Genomic DNA, 19,114 nt, shown 5'->3' on the forward strand with positions numbered 1-19,114 from the left:
CTGGCCCGACTTCTTATGAAATAAAGATTGCCGGAGGTCCGGTTTCGCGATATACTGAATTCAAATAAACGGTCATGAAGCACATGCCGCATGAATACTGGCGACCTTAATGAATCTAGGGTCGTTCGTATCAAGGCGGCTTTTTTGTGTTTCCGAGCGTTGAAGAAAGGAAGGAGCGATGTGGTGTCGATCATGCGGCGTTTTGAACAAACATATGAGGACTGGATACAGGCAAATATTTCGAAGGAAGAAAAATCCAGAAGGCGCGAACGGCTTGAGAAAGGACTGGGACACGGGTCGGTTGAGTTTCTCCGTTCCGTCTGGTACCCGGCTGTAGGCAACTTCAATCACCTGTATCCCGAGTGGGAGGTGCGTGACTTTAATAACGGATACCGCTACCTCGATTTTGCTTATATGCCCGGAGGAGCGAAAGGCGGAATCGAAATTCAAGGCTACGGACCGCATGCGAGAGATCTTGACGTAAGACGGTTTAAAGATTTATGCAACAGACATTGCCTGTTGGCGCTCGACGGATGGGTTTTCTTGCCGTTGGCGTTTCCTTCAATTCAAGATGAACCCAAGCTTTGTCAGCAGCTTATTCTCACTTTTATCGGCAAATTCGTATCCACAGACGTGCCTTCGCAGCTAACTTGGTTGGAGGCGGAGACGATGCGCCTGGCGCGTCGGTTGCTGCGTCCGTTCGCGCCGCTGGAACTTGCGCGTCATCTAAGAATAAGCGACCGGCACGCCCGGCGCATCCTGCATGCCTTGGTTGATATGCAATTGCTGTACGTCGCAAGCGGGCGAGAGAGAATTCGTACCTATAAGTTGAAGGTTTGAAATGAGCTTGCCGTAACGGCCGGACTTTAGCAATCCGGACACTGGGTACGTTAATTGTGAACATTCCTCCATTCTCGGCATCTATCCGGACACAGGATCCTCTAATTGAGGTTTTAGGTAGGAAATTGCACTCTTTTGGGTCAAATAACGTATCCTGTGTCCGCGAAATTCCCAAATCCCCCCTTTTTGTCACAAACAGCGGAACGACGGTCCGCGAAGCCGCGGAGTTCCCCGCGATTTCGGTGAAAGGAGTAGAGCCTCTGCGGCTCTTCTGCGGATGCACACCAAAGGGATTTTGTTCCGTATGCTGTACTCGTTGGGTAAGGAAGAACTGGCGAACGCTCATGAAAACGACGGTTCGATCGAGATCGTATGCCATATGTGCGGAAAAAATATACGTACGGCCCGGAGCAAATTGCGGATCTCCTCCTTGCTCCGTGATGAACGTCGTTCTCGCCGAAAAGCCATAAGTACCTGAACGCCGGAAGCTGATAGCTGATGACCTCCTCCGCTTCGGGAACCGCTTCTTTGATTGTTTCCTCATTTGTTCCAAAGTGTCTTGCACCTCGTCCGGGAAGGTGGCGATATATTCGTCTACCGTTTGAAAATTGCTTTTTGCAGCGGATGCAATTACTGAGGACAACAACTGCGGAAAGAAGCAAGCAGGATCCGGAACAAGATCGGTCCCTGAACGAAATTGCTACTGAACGAGGGGGATATCGACAAAAATACTCCACAATTTACCGTTAATCGAAAGACGCTACCGGTCGGATTGCGACGCCCCTTCCCCCGATCACAGTAAAATCATGACCACCCGTTGGGCGGGTGGTCATGATTCCGAGTAAAGACGACTCGGCCCGGCAAGTCGGATGCGCCCTTCTCCATCTGTTTTCGTAACACAAGTTGTATGGAATACAACATGGTGAGGGGCAAAGGCCACAATTGGTGATCCATGTTGTACAATGTACAACATAATCGTCAATTCCATGGCAAAATGACCGGTTTTGACCCAAAAATGTTGTATATTGTACAACAGCAGCACCGAAACCCAAGATTGAAGGGGAGAAATGTTGTATATTTTACAATGAGCGATGCCTTTAATGCCGTACCTTATCCGCTTTTGGCGCCTGTTCGCGGAAATCGGACCTACAGCCGCGATTCGCAGCTTGCAGTTTCGAGTTCCGGGCTCATTCAGTGTATTTTCCAACCAATATATGCAGGTCGATCGTAATCTCGCTTACATCCCGGTCTAAATACGCATCAATGCGCGCTTGATCCCTCGACCAGGCAAGAGGGGTCATTTGAACTAACTGTTGGCGTTCGGCTTGATTCAATTTTTTCGTATCGTTGAGATGGAAAAGATGCTGCATATGAAAATGCGTTTTAAAAAGCGACACCGTATCTTCATTCGTGTACGCCCTTTTCTCATCGTCATCGTAAAGCGCTTCGCGAAGTTCCCTTAAATAATCGGGGCCGGGCACAACCTTGATGGCGAGTCCGTCCCGAACCAACATCCGCTTGAATTCCTTATAATTGGACGGAGCAAAAATATTAAGAACGATGGGAAACGATTGGTCCGCGAACGGCGATTTCGCCAAATCGCCGACAAACCAAATTGAACGATCGTATCTTTTGGAAGCCATTATGATGCCTTCCTTTGAAATGTCGAGACCGACGCCTGTTACTTCCGGATTGTCGCATTCGTCCAATATTTTGTATAAATGAGAACCTTCCCCGCAGCCCAAATCCGCAACCAGGCAAGGATTCCCGGCATCCGCATATTCCTTGATCGCTTTCCCGACCGTCTTATGCATCGAAGCGTATAACCCAGTTTCCACAACAATTTTATGCCTTGCTTCGAACAGTTCCTTCTTATAATTGCCGGCAGAAGGACGGGGCAACAAATTGACATATCCCTGTTTTGTAAAATCGAACGTATGGTTGTTAGGACATACGAGACTCTTCAGCCCGGCGACCTTCATTGGATTTTCGCAATGCGGGCATCTCAATGCCGATTCAAATCTGCTCACGAGCTTCGCGCTGTCTGTCATTTTGGACATTTGTACCACTTCCTATTGAAAATATGATATGATCGGGCTAAGTTATTGGAGGGGATAATATGATAACGAATATAGCCGGACCTATTCTCGAAGGATAGCGCCTGCTGGTCCATAAACCGCGTATTTTCCTTCGCCAAAGAAGGAGCAAGCATCCATGTTACATTATACTATAACTGAACTGACAGATCATTCAAACGAACAAATCGACGCTATCGCTCGGCTCGAGCAACGATGTAAACAATTTGAACAAATAAACGTTAGCGTCGGCATCGAACATCTCGGAAAAGAAGGCGGAGACCGCGCAATTCTATGTTACCGTCAGGATGAGGTCATCGGTGTTCTCGCTTGGTACACTTCCGACGGCATCATCGCAAATGTCAATGCGGCGGTTCATCCAGACTACCGCCGTCAAGGCGTGTTTCGCAGCATGCTGCAGCGCGCCCGGGAAGATATGAAGCTGCAAAGGCTGCAAACGATCTGCTATCGGATCCCTTCCGGTTCCGACTCTGGTTTCGGCTGCGTACAGTCTCTGGGAGCAGGCTTCAACAGATCGGAATACTCGATGACGCTTGCCCATTTGCGAACCGCGCAACCCCATCATTCGGATATAGGCTTGCACCCCGCGCAACCTGCAGACTTGGAGTTTATCGTATCATGCTTATCCCAAGCTTTCGGCGATTCGGAGTCATGGACGCGCGAATATTGGGCCCGCACGAATAAGCCCGGCCGTATGAACTATATCGCTTTGGCGAACCATACGCGGGTCGGCCTGATTCGCGTTAATGCCTTGCAGCCGACTGCCGCGATCATACATGACTTTTGCATCCTGCCGTCCCGCCAAGGGAAAGGGCTTGGACGTGACGTTCTGGCACAGACGGTGAGTCTTCTGTTGGAAGAAGGGTTCGCGCAGATCCGTTTAAGCGTCGTTACCGTTAATGACCGTGCTTTGCATCTATACCGCAACGTCGGGTTTGAGGTTCGATCCGAGTTCCAATACTACATTGGCGATCTGTAACGACGAAGTCTATATGAATGAAGAGCATCCCGATCCAAGAGGGATGCTCTCTACTATTGCGGGGAAAAGAGGGAAATTGGGGTAACTGACCCAACAACTCATTAGATGGAGGGGTAGACGTATGCAAAATCATATCGTTACGCCGGGCAACTTGCTCAACGACGACGGTTCCCTCGCGCAGAAAGGCTATTCGCCTTCGCCGAGCATGCAGTCAATCATTGGTAGATGGGCAGTTCGCATGGGTCAGTTTACTTCCAGCCACTTGCCGATGACCTGTACGAGTTTGTCTCTTTTGGCAATCACATCATTCATATCGTACAGCTTCGCCGTCGCCCGATCGGCGGCGGCCCATTCCAGCAACCCTGTCGTATCTTCGAACAGCGGTTCCTTGCCCGCCCGTTTCTTCACTTTTGCTCCGCAATGAAAGACAAGGAGAAGGTAGTCTTTGCTTCGCAAATTGAACGTCACCCGGTCCTCCCCTTGATAATGGAAGCTCGGCGCATTCCATTTTATATGCTCCTTCAGCTCCGGGTGGGCGTTCGCAATGATTTGCCGGACTTCCTCGATTTCCCGTTTAAGCGGGTGTTCGAGATGCTTCATAAACTCCGCTACCAGCTCTGAATCGGACCGTTTCGCCGCTTTTGCCATACAAAATCCCCCTTATCCTTATTTTCATAACTTTATCATAGAACAATGCAATGAAATTCTTTTATATTGCTAATTTTCTTTGAGTCCATTTCATCATTCGCCACCGTTGATGCAACTGGCTTTATTACGCGTATCGGAGGGGGAGCTCCCTATTTCGAAGGAGATCCGCGCGGCCCTACGCTTCTTGTTCGGCGCTAACGAAACTAACAATCCTTATTGGGCTCAAAATGACGACGTTCCAATCCTAACGAAAGCAGGTATCGTTATTCCTCGGAAATCGGCTGTCTTAACGCCTTTTTCCCTTCATTAGCGTGTTTCCGTTTCGTTGCGCCAGCAATCAGATGATTTAGCAGGCATTAGCGTTTGGAAGTTTCGTTAGCTCGCTCGACGGACCGTCAGCCGCGCAGCTATTATGCAATTGACTCTTTTCGCAGGAATTGGTATTGGCCGCGGTGAGTTGCCGGCCCAGCCAATCACGTATGACAACTTCCATGAAATCGAATCCGCAGCCTTTTTCGATGCATCGCCAGTGTTTTCGCAGCGCTCATTCTTCAACGTTGTCCGGCGGCGGGCATTTGCCTCGCCTTATTCGCGAAAAAACGCAACCATTCAAGATTGCGTTTCATGTCGTAGCAAGTGGACCGGCGTGGTATCCGCAAGCTCCTAGATTGTCGTATGCATCCCGAACGCATCCGCAATCAGCTCATACGAGCGAATGCGCGCTTGCGGGTCGTGAATCGGACTGTTGATCAATATCTCGCCGACGTTGTAGTCTTGCCCCATTTGAAGCAGCTGCTCCTTCACCTGAGCCGGCGTGCCGATTAAGCGCCGTTGGCGAATTTGTTCAATCGCCAGCAAGTCTATCTCCGTGTACGGATACTCGATTGCCGTCTGGACGGAAGGCAGGTAAGGCATTTCCATGCCGGTCCGGATGCCGAGAAACAACAAATCGCTGCTCTTGGACAAGCGATTCGCCTCTTCTTCCGTCTCCGCACAGATGGCGAGTACGGCAATCATCGAACGCGGCCGTTCTTCCAAAAGGCCGTTTCGCTCAAAATGCTCGTTATAGTACTTCGTCGCCTCCTGTCCTCCCGGCGTGCCGAAGAACTCTGCGAATGCGTACGAGGTGCCAAGCTGCGCCGCGATTCTTGCGCTCTCGCCGCTCGAGCCCAGCAGCCAAATCTCAGGCGCGGTCGGAATGGACGGAACAGCCAACAGCTTCTCAAACCGGTGACCTGCGGGCATCGCTTCATGCAGGTATCCGATTAGATCAAGCACCTGATTGGGGTATTTGTTGACGTCCACGTATTTGTCCTGCTGCAGCGCTCTTGTCGCAAGCGGCATGCCGCCGGGCGCGCGCCCGAGGCCAAGATCGATGCGGCCGGGATGGAGCGCTTCAAGCAGGCGAAAATTCTCGGCAACCTTATACGCGCTGTAATGCGGGAGCATAATGCCGCCCGAACCGACGCGAATGCGGGAAGTTGCAGCCGCCAAGTGGGCGACCAGCACCTCCGGGCTTGAGAAAGCGAGGGCCGGCATGGAATGGTGCTCGGACACCCAGTAACGGGAGTAACCGAGCTTCTCCGTCTCTTGCGCGAGACGCGTCGCTTCCTGCAGCGCTTCTGCCGCGCTGCGGCCTTCGCTGACGTATACCTGGTCAAGAATACCCAATTTGATATGAGACCGATTATCTATACTCAACATTGTCCCCTCCATCGCTGATATATTTCAATTGTACGATTGATTAAACTTGCTTAAGAGTTGTCCGAATCTTTGGCATTCTTCATCAGTCCAGTCTTTTAATAAATGCTTCATTCGGGCCAACCTCGCCTTCCTGTGCTCCGCTAATTCCTTAGCGCCCAGATCGGTGATTTGAAAGGAGAAAGCCCTGCCGTCCACCGGATCGGGAATTTTGTACACATATCCTTTTTGCTCCAAAGCTGCGGCTTGTCTGCTGACCGTGGATATATCCAGGCGGAATTCATCCGCCAATGCCTTAACTCCGGCAGAACCATGGACAGATAATTGCTGCAACAACAAATATGCGGATCGATCGAGAGTTCCCACTCTTTTCTCGGATGAGATCGACGTGATCCGACGAATCAAAATCGCCAACTCAAGCTCGATATCTTTCAGTGACTGTTCATCCATTATTTTACCACCACACTACAATCTTTTATTTGCTATGGAATCATCGTAACACATCGCCGGCGCTTTTCAAATCACGCCCTCCATCGGCAATTCAAATTGACAACATCCGATATAGTTGTATAATACATTCATGTAGTTTCATCATACAAGTATTTTGAAAATCAGCAATAAGAAGAGGAGTTAATAAATATGTCTTCAATAACGCCAAACCATGCATCGCCCGCATTAAAAACAAATTCATCCGCACGGGAAAAAGAAGGCTTGGCCAAGCAGCCGCGAAGCGTGTGGGCTGTCTTCTTTGCCTGTATTATCGCTTTTATGGGGCTTGGGCTCGTCGACCCGATATTGCCTGCGATCGCTCAACAGTTGAATGCTTCCCAAAGTCAAGTCACCTTGCTGTTCACCAGCTACAATGCCGTGATGGCGGCAGCGATGCTGATCACCGGCGCCATCTCGTCGAGACTCGGGATCAAGCGGACTCTGCTTGCCGGCATTGTCATTATTGCGGTCTTTTCGGCGCTCGGAGGGTTTTCCAACGGCATTTGGGAACTGGTCGGACTAAGAGGCGGCTGGGGGTTGGGAAACGCGCTGTTTGTCGCCACGGCTTTAACCGCAATCGTAACCCTGTCCAATTCCGGTACGGCGAAAGCGATTATTCTGTACGAAGCTGCGATCGGTCTTGGCATCTCCATCGGGCCGCTGCTCGGAGGCGAACTGGGGGCTATTTCATGGCGAGGTCCGTTCCTGGGTGTCGCGACGTTGATGGTGATTGCCTTTGCCGGTCTGGTTTTGATGATGCCGACATCCAAGACCCCGCAAGTTGCCAAAGCAAAAACCTCCTTGCTCGACCCTTTCCGGGCCATGCGGCATCGTTCCTTGGTTGTTTTCGGAATAACCGCTTGTTTGTACAATTTTGGCTTCTTCACCTTGCTCGCTTACGCCCCTTTCGTCATGAACCTGGATGAACATGGGCTGGGCTATGTCTTTTTGGGATGGGGCATATTGCTGGCTCTCACGTCCGTGTTTATGGCGCCGAAACTGCAGCAAAGATTCGGGACGGTCGCATCCATGTGCGCCATGCTGTTCTTGTTCGCTCTCGTTCTGCTGGCGATGGGAATCTGGACTTCGACGCAGTGGGTCGTCATCGCCGCAGTCATTGTTGCCGGAGCTTTGCTGGGGAATAACAATACGCTCATCACGACAGCCGTTATGAACGCCGCTCCTGTAGAGCGCTCGACAGCCTCTGCGGCGTACAGCTTCCTGCGTTTTCTCGGCGGCGCTGTCGCTCCGTTTTTTGCGGGAAAATTGGCGGAATGGTTCAATCCGCATGTTCCGTTCATCGTCGGCGCAGGGTTTGTCATGGTATCGGTGTTGTTCATCTTCCTCAATCGGAAGCACGTGAAGCATGTCGACCGAGCAGGATCCGGGCATTAAAAAAATCCGCCTTGATACACACATCTTTTTTAGATTGGTCGTTGTATTAAGGCGGTTTTTTTGAAACCATTTCCTACATTAAGTTATAATTAAATCCATGGAGAAGGGAGAGTTGCACGAATGGAACTTGCCTTTACAAGAGTGGCGACAGAGGAAGACGTCGAGCTTTTAGCCCGGTTGGCATCGGAAATTTGGAATGAATATTTTATTAGCATTATATCAAAAGAACAGATCGACTATATGCTCGGCAAATTTCAATCCGTTCAGGCCGTTATGAAAACGATTGCTGTTTATGAGAAAAAAGGATTTCGGACGGTACGAACTCAAGTAGCGGATATAGGCAACGGTTTTGTGATGGACGATCATGTCATGGAAAAAGAAATTGTGATGTAAACGAAGCCGTCGGTCCCCCTCTATGCCGCATGGAGAACCGACGCAGACGTTCCGTTTTTTCTATTGCAGCGTGCTTAATTTTTCAATCGCTTGTTGTTCGGTCGGCAAGAAAAAGATATGGCTTCCTTTGTTGCATTCATAGATGAAGTCTCTCAAGCTTTGGCTTGAATACACGGAAAAATCTCCAACAATAGCAACCTTCACGCGATAAGTGACGAACTTCTGAAGAATCTCGCCCGCAAGCCGCGTTTTCAAATCGAAAAAGCTCTCGCTAAACAAGGATTTGTTGATAACGATACGATCGCACCCTGTTTCATATTGTACGCTTGCCATAAGATCCATTGCCGATTGAACATCCTCGATTGCGATTTCGCTGCCGCTCGCGACGGCAATATGTTTCCCGCCTGCTTCCACCTTTGTAATATTCATAGTCACCCTCCTACAAGTTTTGCGAACCGTAACGCGCGCGAATCAACAGATAAAAGACGGTGCAGCCATTCTCGGCCGCGCCTTGCATCCGCATGAACTTAAATGATGTACCCTCAATCAGGAAAGGACGAATCCCAATTCTCCAACAGCTGGCCAAGCTTTTCAATATTAACGGCGATTTCGTTAAAATCGACATGCCGTGCGAAATCGGACCGTAGAAACGTTAGATGAGCGTCGTATGCCGACTGATCCAACTGTCCCGTTGAAGGACCGCTTCGGAAAGCGAATGTAATCTCGTCCACATTATCGATCATCGCGAACAAGACAAGCGCATTTTGCCGGCAAATATCCGCTAACTTGGAATTCGGCCCGTGATCGGGCCGGGGCGGAACATCATTCGCTCCGGAGTCCGGCTCATAGAAGGCTGTTAGGCCGTAGGGCTGTTGACTCGTTTGCAGGGCGATATAGCGTTGCACGTAATATGGATCCGGCGCCGGCAGTTGTTCTACAAGATGCAATACTTTGGAATTGTCGCCGACATACTTGGTTCGGTCCTTCGCAATTTCCTCAAGATTGTAACCGGCGTACATTTTTCCCGATTCGGGTTCGCCGCTTGGCCGGGCGCGATCTTGGACGAACGATCCGGTAAACAACGCTCCGCAGCCGATCAAGGTGGCCAATGCAAACGAAACGATCGCAATCGCCGCGCTTCTTTTTCCCGATTTCATGATCGCCGTCAATCTCTCCTTTAAATGCCGCTTCTCCTCGCTCATCGCTCTCGCGCCGGCCGCAGGGCGGTAAGAGCCGGACGCCGCCATCGCGATTAAAGTGTTGCCGTAACCTTGCTTCTCTTTCGGGCTCAATCTCTTGATTACCGCCTCGTCGCAAGAAAGTTCGCAGGCCCGGTCGATTTCCCTTACGGCCAAATAGACGACGGGATTGAACCAATGCAGACATTGCGTGAGCTGCGCAAGCCATTTATACCATAAATCGCGGCGCTTGAAATGGGTAAGCTCGTGCAGGAAAATATAACGCAATTCGTTCTCGTCGTAATTGCGGTTATCCGGCAGCACGATCGCGGGCCGCAGCAGCCCGAACAACATCGGCGTAGGCGCCAGCGCATTGCGGTATAGCGGCACCCGTGCCCCGATTTGCAATTCGCGCCGGCAATCGTCCAGCATAGCCAGTACGTTCGGTTGGGTAACCGTACGATGCCCCGCGCTGAATTGCCCGCGGAACCTCATGTAGCCGTACCCTTTCCAAATGAACATGGCGGCCGCCCCAATAAACCAAACGATCCACAGCATCTCCCATACGGACGTCTGCGCTTGCATTTGCTTTGCAAGCATCGGCAAAGCCGTCGGAGCATGCGTACCGGCAATCCCGGAGACGATGATATCGGCGCCGCGGTTGATGACGCGCTCCGCGGGAGGCACGACGCGTTCGAACCAACCGCCGATGAAATTGGGCCCGGGAGAAATCGGAACAAGCAGCCGCAGAATGACGATCAGGTATATATAATATTGCCACGATTGCGACAGCCGGTAACGGACGATCGGTTTGATCGCCAATAACAACAGAGCGATCAACGCGCCTGAAACGGAGAGCGACAATAAGGTTAGCAAAAATTCACTCATCTTGCCCCTCCACCTTAAAGTACGCCTTCAAATCGTCAATGTCCGCCTCGCTTAGCTTGCCTCCGTGACAGAGCGCCGCCACCAAACTTTTAACATTGCCCTTGTACAGCTTGTTCGCCATCTCCTGCATTTGAAATTCCGCAAATTCCGCTTCGGAAATATTGGGAGAGTAGTAAAAAACGTCCCGCTTCTCCGCGTTTATAACTCCCTTATCGTGCAATCTGCGGATTAACGTCAGGATCGTCGATTTTTCCCATCCTTTTTCGTCTTGCAGCATGCTCCGGATCTCCGTGGACGATACGGGCGAATCCGCCTGCCATAGTAGTTTCATGACCTCAAGCTCCGAATTGGATATTTTATCGGCCAGGTGCATCGTTCATCCCTCCAACGGTCTACAAATGTAACATACGATCAGTCTACATTAGTAAACCGATCCTGTCAACCGCCATTCGGGAAACAAGAAAAAGCTCCCCTTCGATCCAAGGGAAGCTTCTTATTTCTGTTATGACAACCGCACCAGGCTGTAGTTTTTCTTGCCTTTGCGGACGATGATGAAGCGGCCGCCGATCGCTTGATCCGGCGTAATCTCAAGCTCCAAATCGCCGATGCGCTCGCCGTTGATCGAGATCGCGCCTTTCGCAATATCCTCGCGCGCTTGCCGCTTGGACGGCTCAATGCCAAGCTCGACCAGCCACTCGACGATATTTTTCGATTCCCGCGCCGCTTCGTATGTCGGCATTTCCTTGAAGCCTTGCTCGATCTCGTCGGCGGTGAGCGATTTGATATCGCCGCTAAACAACGCAGCGGTAATGCGTTTCGCCTGCTCCAGCAATTCCTCGCCGTGCACGAATCTCGTCATTTCCTCGGCCAGCGCTTTTTGCGCTTCGCGTTTATGCGGCTCGGTCCGTACCTTCTCCTCCAAATCTTCGATCTCTTCTTTGGTCAGGAACGTGAAGTACTTCAAGTATTTCACGACATCGCGGTCATCGGTGTTCGCCCAGAATTGGTAGAATTCGAACGGCGTCGTTTTGTTCGGATCGAGCCAGATCGCTCCTCCCGCCGTTTTGCCGAATTTCGTGCCGTCGGCTTTCAGCATAAGCGGGATGGTAAGTCCGAACGCTTTCGCCTCGGGGCCTTCTTTTTTGCGAATCAGATCGAGGCCGCTCGTAATGTTGCCCCATTGGTCGGACCCGCCGATTTGCAGTTGCACGTCTTCATTCTTGTACAGATGCAGGTAGTCGATCGATTGCAAAATTTGATAGGAGAATTCCGTGAACGAAATCCCGCTGTCCAGCCTGCTGGCTACAACGTCCTTGGCAAGCATCGAATTGATGCTGAAGTTTTTGCCGTAATCGCGCAAAAATTCGATAATATTCATATTATGCGTCCAATCGTAGTTGTTGACCAGGCGAATCTGATTGTCGCCTTCCGTCACGAACAGCTTTTTCATCTGCGCAGTCAGCGCCTCTACGTTTGCTTGGACTTGTTCCATCGTTTGCAGCGAGCGCTCGGTTTGGCGTCCGCTCGGATCGCCGATCGTACCGGTTGCGCCGCCGATCAGAATGACCGGCCGGTGGCCTGCAAGCTGGAAACGTTTCAACATGATAAACGGAATCAAGTGACCGATATGCATGCTGTCGCCGGTCGGATCCACGCCGCAATAGAGCGAGATCGATTTCTGACCGGTTAATTCGCGGAGACCTTCCGCATCCGTCTGTTGATTGATGGCGTCGCGCCATTCGAGTTCGTCGATAATATTCATTGCCATACACTCCTTCGATTCAATACATCATTGCGCCGTTGAAAAATAAAAAAACGCCCCTAGTCTATTGTAGACATAGGGACGATTGTTAACCGCGTTACCACCCAGTTTGCACCAACGAAGCATCGCGACGTAACGCGCGCCATTCGTGCCGCTCTCGGCGAGTTATCGTTCGCCGCTGCCGCCCGGCATTACCCGGGATACTCCAGAGTGTAATTCGCCAGCTTACTATGTATCGGGTTCCATCGCCTCCGACTTTCTAGAACAGGGAATAAGCTGCTACTAGGCTCTTTCAACGTATATCGCATATAAGATTAAAGATAGTATAGAGAAATAATATATCAATGTCAACTTTTCGAGAAGAGAAAATTAGCTTCTCATTTTTCGTCTGAACAGCATGACGGCAAACAAAAATATGACCGCGGCATACCCCAGTACCCAGCAGAGATGCGGCAGCATTGCCGCATATTCTCCGGCGAGACCAGCCTTCGCCAACTCCACGGCATGGGCAAAGGGAAGAGCATAGCATACCGTTTTCAACGCGCCGCCCATCATGTCCAAATCAAACCACATGCCGCTCGAAAGGGCCGCCACCTGAACCACGATGGACGCAATGGGCCCGACCTGTTTATGGGAGAGGATGCTGCCAAGCAATAGCCCGAAACCGATAAACAATACGGCGACAGGGATGAGGGAAAGAATTGCGATCAGCACATTGGCATGAATAGGCAATCCCAGAAAAATGGCAGTTACAAAGCAGATTGCACTTTGCAATAAAGCGATAGGGATGACCGGAAGCGAATATCCGACAATATAATCGCTTGCGGATAAGGGCGAAGCAAACAGCCGAGCCAAAAACGAACTGCTGCGGTCGTTGGCAAGCAGCGTTCCTATAAATATAGAGATAAAGGACAGGCTGAACATTGCGATTCCCGGTGTGAAATTTTCGATTTTGAATATTTCAACCGGCATACCGGCCATGTTTTTTTGAATGGTTGCAATTAACAAAAGCAGCAATACAGGCAGTCCGATTCCGAATATGATGCTGAGCGGATCGCGCATCAATTCCTTTCGATTACGCGAAGCAAAAGGGAGAAAACTCATGACATTACCTCCTCTTCCGTCAGCGCAAGAAAGGAATCCTCAAGCGTTGCCTGGCCGGTAGCCCTTTGCAACTCTTCCGCCGTTCCCAGAGCTTGCAGCTTCCCTTCGTGCATAATCCCGATTTTGTCCGACAGGGCTTCGGCCTCTTCGAGGTAGTGAGTGGTAAGAATGATCGTAACCTTCCCTTTCAATTCGAATATGTGTTTCCAAAGCTCCCGTCTTGCACGGACGTCAAGCCCCAGCGTAGGTTCGTCCAAAAAGACGATATCCGGATCGGAAATCAGCGCCATGGCTATGCTTAATCGTCGCTGCATGCCTCCGGACAACGTTTTGGCTTTGTCGACGGCCCGTTCGGAAAGACCGAATGCGCTCATCATGTCAATCGCCGTCGCCTTCGCTTCCCGCTTCGTTTTTCCGTATATTCGCGCCATCAGTTCAAGGTTTTCTTTAACCGTCAAGTTTGGGGCTACCGCCGTTTCCTGCGGTGACACGTTGATTTTTCGTTTTACGGCTTCCGGATGTTTATTGATGCTGTCGCCCAGTAAGAGAGCGTCGCCGCTTGTAGGCGGCAGCAGACATGTAAGCATTTTAATTGTCGTTGTTTTTCCGGCGCCGTTTTGTCCGAGCAATGCGAAAAATTCTCCCTTTTCGATCGAGAGGTTGAGAGAGTTTACAGCCGTTCGGTGACGAAACTCTTTGGTTAGATCGATCGTTTGAATTGCCGTCATTCGCCTGCCTCCTCCGGTTTATCCTGTACGCGCAAAATTTCGTTCGCAAAATTTTTGAATAAATCGTTTCTCACGATGGCGATTCCTTGTTCTTTATCGGCGAGCAACAACAGGGTATCGCCCGGTTTAATATCGAACAAATCCCGCGCTCCTTTGGGGATCACGATTTGCCCCTTTTCACCGACCTTTACCGTACTCATAAATTTGCCTTCGGGCGATTGTTTCTTTTCGTTTACCATACGATTCTTCTCCTTACCATTTGTGTAATTTGTATAACTTTTCCCACTCGTTACACTAATCATACTTCAACTAACTGATTAGTGCAAGTTTTTCCGAATGCGGCTGGTTCATAACGGATAAACCGGAAACAACCTCCAATGGACAACGATCAAACCTGCCGGTATGATAGAAACAAATGTTCTTATTCAAAGGAGTGCCGTCATGGAAAAACCCGGGACAAGCTTCGTACATCTTCATGTTCATACGGAATACAGTTTGACGGAAGCGACGTGCAGCCTGGAAGATCTCTTGCAAACTGCCGCATCATGGAACATGGATGCGCTGGCAATAACGGATAAAGGTGCAATCAACGGGATGATTCCGTTTTGCAAACTTGCGGAGAAATTCGGCATTCATCCGATTGTCGGATGCGAAATGCCGGTCGGGGACGCGGGAGAAACGCTCATTTTATTGGCGGTTGCCCATCGGGGCTACGAGCAGATCGTCGAGCGGTTGAACAGCGATCGTTTCTATCCCCCGGCCTGTCATGGGGATATTATTGCGCTAAGCGGGGGCAGAACCGGCAGCATTCATCGTCTGATTAAGAGCGGGCGGATGGATCTGGCAGAGAAACAAGCGCTCCAATATATAAAATGGTTCGGGGAGGAAAATTTCTTTCTGGAGGTTCAGCATCACGGATTGGAAGACGACGATGCATTGTTGGAGCGGACCGTTCGCCTTTCCCGGGAAATGAAAATTCCGCTCGCGGCTACTCACGACGTGCATTACCTCGCTCCGGAGGACGCTCCCTTGCTTCATATGATCCGGCACGAGAAACAATCCGGTGCGGCTGCCCCTTCCGCGACCGGGCCGTTCTATCTTCCTTCGCCCTTTGAAATGACGGAGAAATTCGGCCATCTGCCGGACGCTTTGGCTAATACGGTGCGGATCGCGCAGCGATGCCGATTCCAACCGGAACGAAGCGAGCATAGGCTTCCAAGCTTCTCCGTTCCGGCAATTTGGAACGCAGATACCGGGAGAGATTCGGAAGAAACGAGCTATGCGAGTGCGCCGCAAAGCGCGGATGAAACATTGTCCCGGTTATGCCGGGAAGGAATGCGGCGCCGATTCGCTTCGGCCGTTCCGGCTCCCGACGGTTCGGAGTGGCCCACATGGAAAGAGCGAATGAACCGGGAGCTTGAGATCATTAGGCAAAGAGGGCTCTCCGACTATTTCCTGATTGTATGGGATATGATACGGTTTGCGCGGAACAGGAACATTCCCGTAGGACCCGGAAGAGGTTCGGCCGCCGGGAGCCTGGTGGCATATTTGCTTGGCATCACGGAGGTGAATCCGCTTCTGCACGGCCTTTCGTTTGAACGTTTTCTCAGTCCGGATCGCGCCGATTTGCCGGATATCGATGTGGACGTCTGCCAAAGAAGGCGACACGAATTGCTGCAATACGTCAAAGACAAATACGGAGCGGACCGGATCGCTCATGTCGGCGTATTGAACACGTTTGGAACGCGGGGGGCGGTCCGGGAAGCCGGTGCTTATATGCGTTTGCCGAAAAAACAAGTCGACACGCTGGCCAAACTGCTCCCCTCTTTTTCCGGGAAAGGCGGTATCCGCCACAGTCTCGAGACGTTGCCGGAACTGCGCAAGCTGCCGGTCGACCGAGAACCGTTCAAATCGCTCTTTCGCCTTGCCGAACGGCTTGAAGGGCTGCCTCGCCAGCATTCCGCCCACCCATCGGGCATTATTCTCGGAGACGAACATTTGACCCGTATTGTCCCCCTGCTGCGGCGGCCGAACGGGGAACCGATGACTCCTTTTAATAAGGAGGATATTAAAACGATGGGCTTATTGAAGATCGATCTCCTCGGTTTGCGCAACCTGACGATCATTCACGATACTCTCGCATCGCTTCGCGAACGAACAGGCAAACAACTCGATTGCGGCGATATTCCTCTAAACGATCCCGATTCGTTCCGCACGATCCGCAGCGGAAATACGCTCGGATGTTTCCAATTGGAAAGCATGGGGATCCGCCGGTTAATGCGCAGAATGGAGCCGCGCAATATTTGCCATTTAGCCGATCTGCTCGCTCTATACCGGCCCGGAGCATGGAATGAGGGAATCGGCGGCGAGGCGAAGAAACATTCAAGGTAATACTGCCTGAAATGGAGCCGATTCTATTGCCGACGTACGGCTTGATCCTGTATCAGGAACAAGTGATGGCCATTGCTCAAGCGGTTGCGGGATGTTCCGTGGGAGAAGCCGATTCTCTCCGGCGGGCGCTTTCCGCCAAATCAGTCGAAGCGCTGGCCAAGCACCGGTTGCGTTTTGTTCGTGGAGCGGCGGAACGAGGCGTGGCGAACGGGAAAGCGCTGGCCGTATTCGATTTTTTGGCCCGTTTTGCCGGTTATAGCTTCAATAAAGCCCATAGCGTGTCCTATGCCTATCTGGCCTACTGGACGGCTTATTTAAAAACGCATTGCCCGAAAGACTACATGGCCTCTTTATTAAGCTTGGAGGGAGGTTATTACGACAAAAAAGTATACATTAGGGAGAGCGTCAAAATGGGCCTTTCTTTGCTTGGTCCCGATATGAACCGAAGCGGGTTCGGGTTTCGTGCCGAAGAGGAAGGCATCCGCGTGGGGCTCGATGCCATCCGAGGCTCGGGGCCGGAATCGGTGATCGCTATGATGCGTTCCCGCCAACGTGACGGCGTATTTCAGACGTTTCCCGAATGGGTTCGCCGGATGAAAGCGAGCGGGATCAAAAAAACGGTGCTCGAAGCCTGGATCGCCGCGGGCGCCTGCGATCGATTCGGCCTTCATCGGAAGGAGATGATCGCGTACTTGAACGATTTTCCCATGGCAACAGGCATGCATTCGGCGAACGTAACGGTTCCCGATTTTACCGAACCGGAAAAAAGAAAAATGGAAAAGGCGCTGCTTGGCTTCTCGCTGCAACAATCCGTACCCGGGAAATGGAAAGATTTCGCGGAGCGCTTCAATATCGTTCCTATCCAAGCGTTATCGGATTTCAGCGATGATACGCGTGTCCGCATATGCGGAACAGTTATCCACAGCAGGCGTTACCCGACAAACAGCGGAGAATACGTGCTAATGCTTATCTTACAGGATCATACGGATATGATTGAAGTTATGCTCTATCCCAAGACATACAAGTCATTTTTATACGAATTGAATCCACAGGGCATATTACTTGAAGGCGACGTCCGCATGCGGAACGGGCAGGTGCACGTCATAGCGGACAAAATCAAAGCGCTTGGAGGATGAATATGCTACTGATCGGAACGGCCGGTTACAGTTATGAGGATTGGCGCGGGGTGTATTACCCGGAAGATCTGGACAAAAAAGAAATGCTCTCTTTTTACGCCAAGGAATTCGCGTTTACAGAGGTCAACTCGTCTTTTTACGCGATGCCTAACCGATTTATGCTTTACCATATGCGGGAAAAAACGCCCGCTCACTTCCAATTCGTCATCAAAGCATATCGGGGGATGACGCATAAACGGGAAGATAACGAACAACATTTCCAAGATTTTAAAGAAGCGCTGAAACCGTTAATAGAGGCGGACAAACTGGGATGCGTGCTGGCCCAATTTCCAACCAGCTTCCGGAATCGGGATGAAAACCGGGATTATTTGAAGGAATTCAAAGAGTTCATGGGCGACATTCCTGTCGTTATCGAATTTCGCCACGAAGAATGGATTGACGATCGTATCTTCGACCTGCTGGAAGAAGAACAATTGGGCTATGTCTGCGTGGACGAGCCGCAGTTTAAAACGCTTGTTCCCCCGATCGTCAGAGCGACCGGCCCGATTGGTTATATCCGGTTTCACGGCCGGAATTACAAGAAATGGTGGCATCATAAAGAAACGCACGAACGTTACGACTACTTGTATACGGAAAAGGAACTGACGGATTGGGTCCCGAATATTCGCAAACTAGCCGAGAAAACGGAGAAAACGTTCGTCAGCATGAACAACCATTATCGGGCGCAGGCCGTGATCAACGGACGGATGCTGAAAGAGATGCTGCAATTGGAGGTCGCCGGAACATGATTGCCGAAACGATCTCTCCGCAAGAATTGCAGTCTATCGGCAATCTGCAAAGCCTGCATGCCTTTAGTCAACGCGTCTTTCAGCCGGAACCGGGAGAGCGGCTTGTATTCGGCGAAGGGCCCGAGCACGCCCGTCTGCTCCTGCTCGGCGAGGCCCCAGGGGAAAAAGAAGCCGAAACGGGAAGGCCTTTTGTCGGCAATTCAGGAAGACTGCTGAACAAATATTTGGAGAATGCGGATATCGCAAGGGAGGAAGCGTATCTGACGAACGTCATCAAAGTAAGGCCGCCCGGCAATCGGAAACCGAAAATGGCGGAGGTGAAAGAAGCGGCGCCGATTCTGCTCCGGCAAATCGAGCTGATTCATCCGGCGATTATCGTTTGTCTGGGGAGTATAGCCGTACATGCGATTGTCGATCCGAAATCCAAAATTACGGAAATTCGCGGAACGTGGCTGGAGAAGGACGGAATCCGTATCATGCCGACCTATCATCCGTCCGCCGTATTTCGCGACGAAAATAAAAGAGAGCTCCTGAAACAGGATCTCTTCTCTGTTGCAACTATGTTGAACAAGTTGGGATAAAGAAGCCTTCACCCTTC

20 protein-coding genes are annotated in these 19,114 nt (G+C 51.0%); 9 read left to right on the top strand and 11 right to left on the bottom strand.

Annotated elements, in window-relative coordinates; translation table 11 throughout:
- Positions 1-192: 192 nt before the first annotated feature.
- Together LQ229_RS00685 and LQ229_RS27240 are read left to right on the top strand one after the other, a co-directional pair.
- Positions 193-840, top strand: coding sequence for a transcriptional regulator (locus LQ229_RS00685; protein WP_230190800.1), 648 nt, complete (start codon positions 193-195; stop codon positions 838-840).
- 304 nt (positions 841-1,144) lie between these two features.
- Complete coding sequence (locus LQ229_RS27240) at positions 1,145-1,318, top strand: Hsp33 family molecular chaperone HslO (protein ID WP_216539414.1); 174 nt, start codon at positions 1,145-1,147, stop codon at positions 1,316-1,318.
- 709 nt (positions 1,319-2,027) lie between these two features.
- On the opposite strand, the gene LQ229_RS00690 is transcribed toward LQ229_RS27240, so the two are convergent.
- The gene (locus tag LQ229_RS00690) at positions 2,028-2,900 is read right to left on the bottom strand and encodes a putative RNA methyltransferase (protein WP_230190691.1); all 873 of its coding nucleotides are present in this window, start codon (positions 2,898-2,900) and stop codon (positions 2,028-2,030) included.
- A gap of 154 nt (positions 2,901-3,054) precedes the next feature.
- On the opposite strand from LQ229_RS00690, the gene LQ229_RS00695 reads away from it, so the two are divergent.
- Positions 3,055-3,915, top strand: coding sequence for a GNAT family N-acetyltransferase (locus LQ229_RS00695; RefSeq protein WP_230190692.1), 861 nt, complete (start codon positions 3,055-3,057; stop codon positions 3,913-3,915).
- Between the two features lie 243 nt (positions 3,916-4,158).
- Here LQ229_RS00695 and LQ229_RS00700 read toward each other — a convergent pair whose 3' ends face one another.
- The 3 genes from LQ229_RS00700 to LQ229_RS00710 form a co-directional block, all read right to left on the bottom strand.
- Positions 4,159-4,563 (bottom strand): DUF1801 domain-containing protein, encoded by a 405-nt coding sequence (locus LQ229_RS00700; protein ID WP_216539409.1) that lies wholly within the window; start codon positions 4,561-4,563, stop codon positions 4,159-4,161.
- Between the two features lie 663 nt (positions 4,564-5,226).
- Positions 5,227-6,264, bottom strand: coding sequence for an LLM class flavin-dependent oxidoreductase (locus tag LQ229_RS00705; protein ID WP_230190693.1), 1,038 nt, complete (start codon positions 6,262-6,264; stop codon positions 5,227-5,229).
- A 27-nt stretch (positions 6,265-6,291) separates the two neighbouring features.
- Positions 6,292-6,714 carry a MarR family transcriptional regulator gene (locus LQ229_RS00710; RefSeq protein WP_230190694.1) on the bottom strand — a complete coding sequence of 141 codons (423 nt, stop codon included), beginning with the start codon at positions 6,712-6,714 and terminating at the stop codon, positions 6,292-6,294.
- A gap of 189 nt (positions 6,715-6,903) precedes the next feature.
- On the opposite strand from LQ229_RS00710, the gene LQ229_RS00715 reads away from it, so the two are divergent.
- Both LQ229_RS00715 and LQ229_RS00720 read left to right on the top strand, forming a co-directional pair.
- Positions 6,904-8,148 carry an MFS transporter gene (locus tag LQ229_RS00715; RefSeq protein ID WP_216539402.1) on the top strand — a complete coding sequence of 415 codons (1,245 nt, stop codon included), beginning with the start codon at positions 6,904-6,906 and terminating at the stop codon, positions 8,146-8,148.
- Between the two features lie 120 nt (positions 8,149-8,268).
- Positions 8,269-8,541 carry a hypothetical protein gene (locus LQ229_RS00720; RefSeq protein WP_216539401.1) on the top strand — a complete coding sequence of 91 codons (273 nt, stop codon included), beginning with the start codon at positions 8,269-8,271 and terminating at the stop codon, positions 8,539-8,541.
- 60 nt (positions 8,542-8,601) lie between these two features.
- Here LQ229_RS00720 and LQ229_RS00725 read toward each other — a convergent pair whose 3' ends face one another.
- From LQ229_RS00725 to LQ229_RS00755, 7 genes are all read right to left on the bottom strand, one after another.
- On the bottom strand, positions 8,602-8,970 hold the full coding sequence (locus tag LQ229_RS00725) for a DUF4180 domain-containing protein (protein WP_216539399.1): 369 nt from the start codon (positions 8,968-8,970) through the stop codon (positions 8,602-8,604).
- Between the two features lie 113 nt (positions 8,971-9,083).
- Positions 9,084-10,607, bottom strand: coding sequence for a M56 family metallopeptidase (locus LQ229_RS00730; RefSeq protein ID WP_230190695.1), 1,524 nt, complete (start codon positions 10,605-10,607; stop codon positions 9,084-9,086).
- The gene (locus tag LQ229_RS00735; RefSeq protein WP_216539395.1) at positions 10,600-10,980 is read right to left on the bottom strand and encodes a BlaI/MecI/CopY family transcriptional regulator; all 381 of its coding nucleotides are present in this window, start codon (positions 10,978-10,980) and stop codon (positions 10,600-10,602) included. Before LQ229_RS00735 ends, LQ229_RS00730 begins: the two co-directional genes overlap by 8 nt.
- Positions 10,981-11,109: 129 nt before the next feature.
- A complete protein-coding gene (gene tyrS, locus LQ229_RS00740; RefSeq protein ID WP_216539394.1) occupies positions 11,110-12,369 on the bottom strand; it encodes a tyrosine--tRNA ligase in 1,260 nt (419 codons plus the stop codon).
- A gap of 369 nt (positions 12,370-12,738) precedes the next feature.
- Complete coding sequence (locus LQ229_RS00745; protein WP_216539392.1) at positions 12,739-13,473, bottom strand: ABC transporter permease; 735 nt, start codon at positions 13,471-13,473, stop codon at positions 12,739-12,741.
- Entirely contained in the window at positions 13,470-14,201 is a 732-nt protein-coding gene (locus LQ229_RS00750) for an ABC transporter ATP-binding protein (protein WP_216539390.1), read from the bottom strand. Before LQ229_RS00750 ends, LQ229_RS00745 begins: the two co-directional genes overlap by 4 nt.
- Positions 14,198-14,440, bottom strand: coding sequence for an AbrB/MazE/SpoVT family DNA-binding domain-containing protein (locus LQ229_RS00755; protein ID WP_216539388.1), 243 nt, complete (start codon positions 14,438-14,440; stop codon positions 14,198-14,200). The genes LQ229_RS00750 and LQ229_RS00755 overlap by 4 nt, the downstream gene beginning before the upstream one ends.
- Positions 14,441-14,642: 202 nt before the next feature.
- On the opposite strand from LQ229_RS00755, the gene dnaE reads away from it, so the two are divergent.
- From dnaE to LQ229_RS00775, 4 genes are read left to right on the top strand one after another with little or no spacing between them, the layout of a single operon-like run.
- Entirely contained in the window at positions 14,643-16,592 is a 1,950-nt protein-coding gene (gene dnaE / locus LQ229_RS00760) for a DNA polymerase III subunit alpha (protein WP_253074563.1), read from the top strand.
- An 11-nt stretch (positions 16,593-16,603) separates the two neighbouring features.
- Positions 16,604-17,728 carry a hypothetical protein gene (locus tag LQ229_RS27060; protein WP_253074564.1) on the top strand — a complete coding sequence of 375 codons (1,125 nt, stop codon included), beginning with the start codon at positions 16,604-16,606 and terminating at the stop codon, positions 17,726-17,728.
- Between the two features lie 2 nt (positions 17,729-17,730).
- Complete coding sequence (locus LQ229_RS00770; RefSeq protein ID WP_230190697.1) at positions 17,731-18,516, top strand: DUF72 domain-containing protein; 786 nt, start codon at positions 17,731-17,733, stop codon at positions 18,514-18,516.
- Complete coding sequence (locus tag LQ229_RS00775; RefSeq protein WP_230190698.1) at positions 18,513-19,097, top strand: uracil-DNA glycosylase; 585 nt, start codon at positions 18,513-18,515, stop codon at positions 19,095-19,097. The genes LQ229_RS00770 and LQ229_RS00775 overlap by 4 nt, the downstream gene beginning before the upstream one ends.
- The last annotated feature ends 17 nt before the right edge of the window (positions 19,098-19,114 follow it).

The sequence above is a fragment of the Paenibacillus sp. CECT 9249 genome (genome assembly GCF_918697855.1).
In the GTDB taxonomy this organism is placed as follows: domain Bacteria; phylum Bacillota; class Bacilli; order Paenibacillales; family Paenibacillaceae; genus MSJ-34.

Excerpts from the sequence above, each read along its gene's own strand:
- LQ229_RS00685 (WP_230190800.1), top strand. The coding sequence starts at position 193 with ATGCGGCGTTTTGAACAAACATATGAGGACTGGATACAGGCAAATATT.
- LQ229_RS27240 (WP_216539414.1), top strand. The coding sequence starts at position 1,145 with ATGCTGTACTCGTTGGGTAAGGAAGAACTGGCGAACGCTCATGAAAAC.
- LQ229_RS00690 (WP_230190691.1), bottom strand. The coding sequence starts at position 2,900 with ATGTCCAAAATGACAGACAGCGCGAAGCTCGTGAGCAGATTTGAATCG.
- LQ229_RS00695 (WP_230190692.1), top strand. The coding sequence starts at position 3,055 with ATGTTACATTATACTATAACTGAACTGACAGATCATTCAAACGAACAA.
- LQ229_RS00700 (WP_216539409.1), bottom strand. The coding sequence starts at position 4,563 with ATGGCAAAAGCGGCGAAACGGTCCGATTCAGAGCTGGTAGCGGAGTTT.
- LQ229_RS00710 (WP_230190694.1), bottom strand. The coding sequence starts at position 6,714 with ATGGATGAACAGTCACTGAAAGATATCGAGCTTGAGTTGGCGATTTTG.
- LQ229_RS00715 (WP_216539402.1), top strand. The coding sequence starts at position 6,904 with ATGTCTTCAATAACGCCAAACCATGCATCGCCCGCATTAAAAACAAAT.
- LQ229_RS00720 (WP_216539401.1), top strand. The coding sequence starts at position 8,269 with ATGGAACTTGCCTTTACAAGAGTGGCGACAGAGGAAGACGTCGAGCTT.
- LQ229_RS00725 (WP_216539399.1), bottom strand. The coding sequence starts at position 8,970 with ATGAATATTACAAAGGTGGAAGCAGGCGGGAAACATATTGCCGTCGCG.
- LQ229_RS00730 (WP_230190695.1), bottom strand. The coding sequence starts at position 10,607 with ATGAGTGAATTTTTGCTAACCTTATTGTCGCTCTCCGTTTCAGGCGCG.
- LQ229_RS00735 (WP_216539395.1), bottom strand. The coding sequence starts at position 10,980 with ATGCACCTGGCCGATAAAATATCCAATTCGGAGCTTGAGGTCATGAAA.
- tyrS (WP_216539394.1), bottom strand. The coding sequence starts at position 12,369 with ATGAATATTATCGACGAACTCGAATGGCGCGACGCCATCAATCAACAG.
- LQ229_RS00745 (WP_216539392.1), bottom strand. The coding sequence starts at position 13,473 with ATGAGTTTTCTCCCTTTTGCTTCGCGTAATCGAAAGGAATTGATGCGC.
- LQ229_RS00750 (WP_216539390.1), bottom strand. The coding sequence starts at position 14,201 with ATGACGGCAATTCAAACGATCGATCTAACCAAAGAGTTTCGTCACCGA.
- LQ229_RS00755 (WP_216539388.1), bottom strand. The coding sequence starts at position 14,440 with ATGGTAAACGAAAAGAAACAATCGCCCGAAGGCAAATTTATGAGTACG.
- dnaE (WP_253074563.1), top strand. The coding sequence starts at position 14,643 with ATGGAAAAACCCGGGACAAGCTTCGTACATCTTCATGTTCATACGGAA.
- LQ229_RS27060 (WP_253074564.1), top strand. The coding sequence starts at position 16,604 with ATGGAGCCGATTCTATTGCCGACGTACGGCTTGATCCTGTATCAGGAA.
- LQ229_RS00770 (WP_230190697.1), top strand. The coding sequence starts at position 17,731 with ATGCTACTGATCGGAACGGCCGGTTACAGTTATGAGGATTGGCGCGGG.
- LQ229_RS00775 (WP_230190698.1), top strand. The coding sequence starts at position 18,513 with ATGATTGCCGAAACGATCTCTCCGCAAGAATTGCAGTCTATCGGCAAT.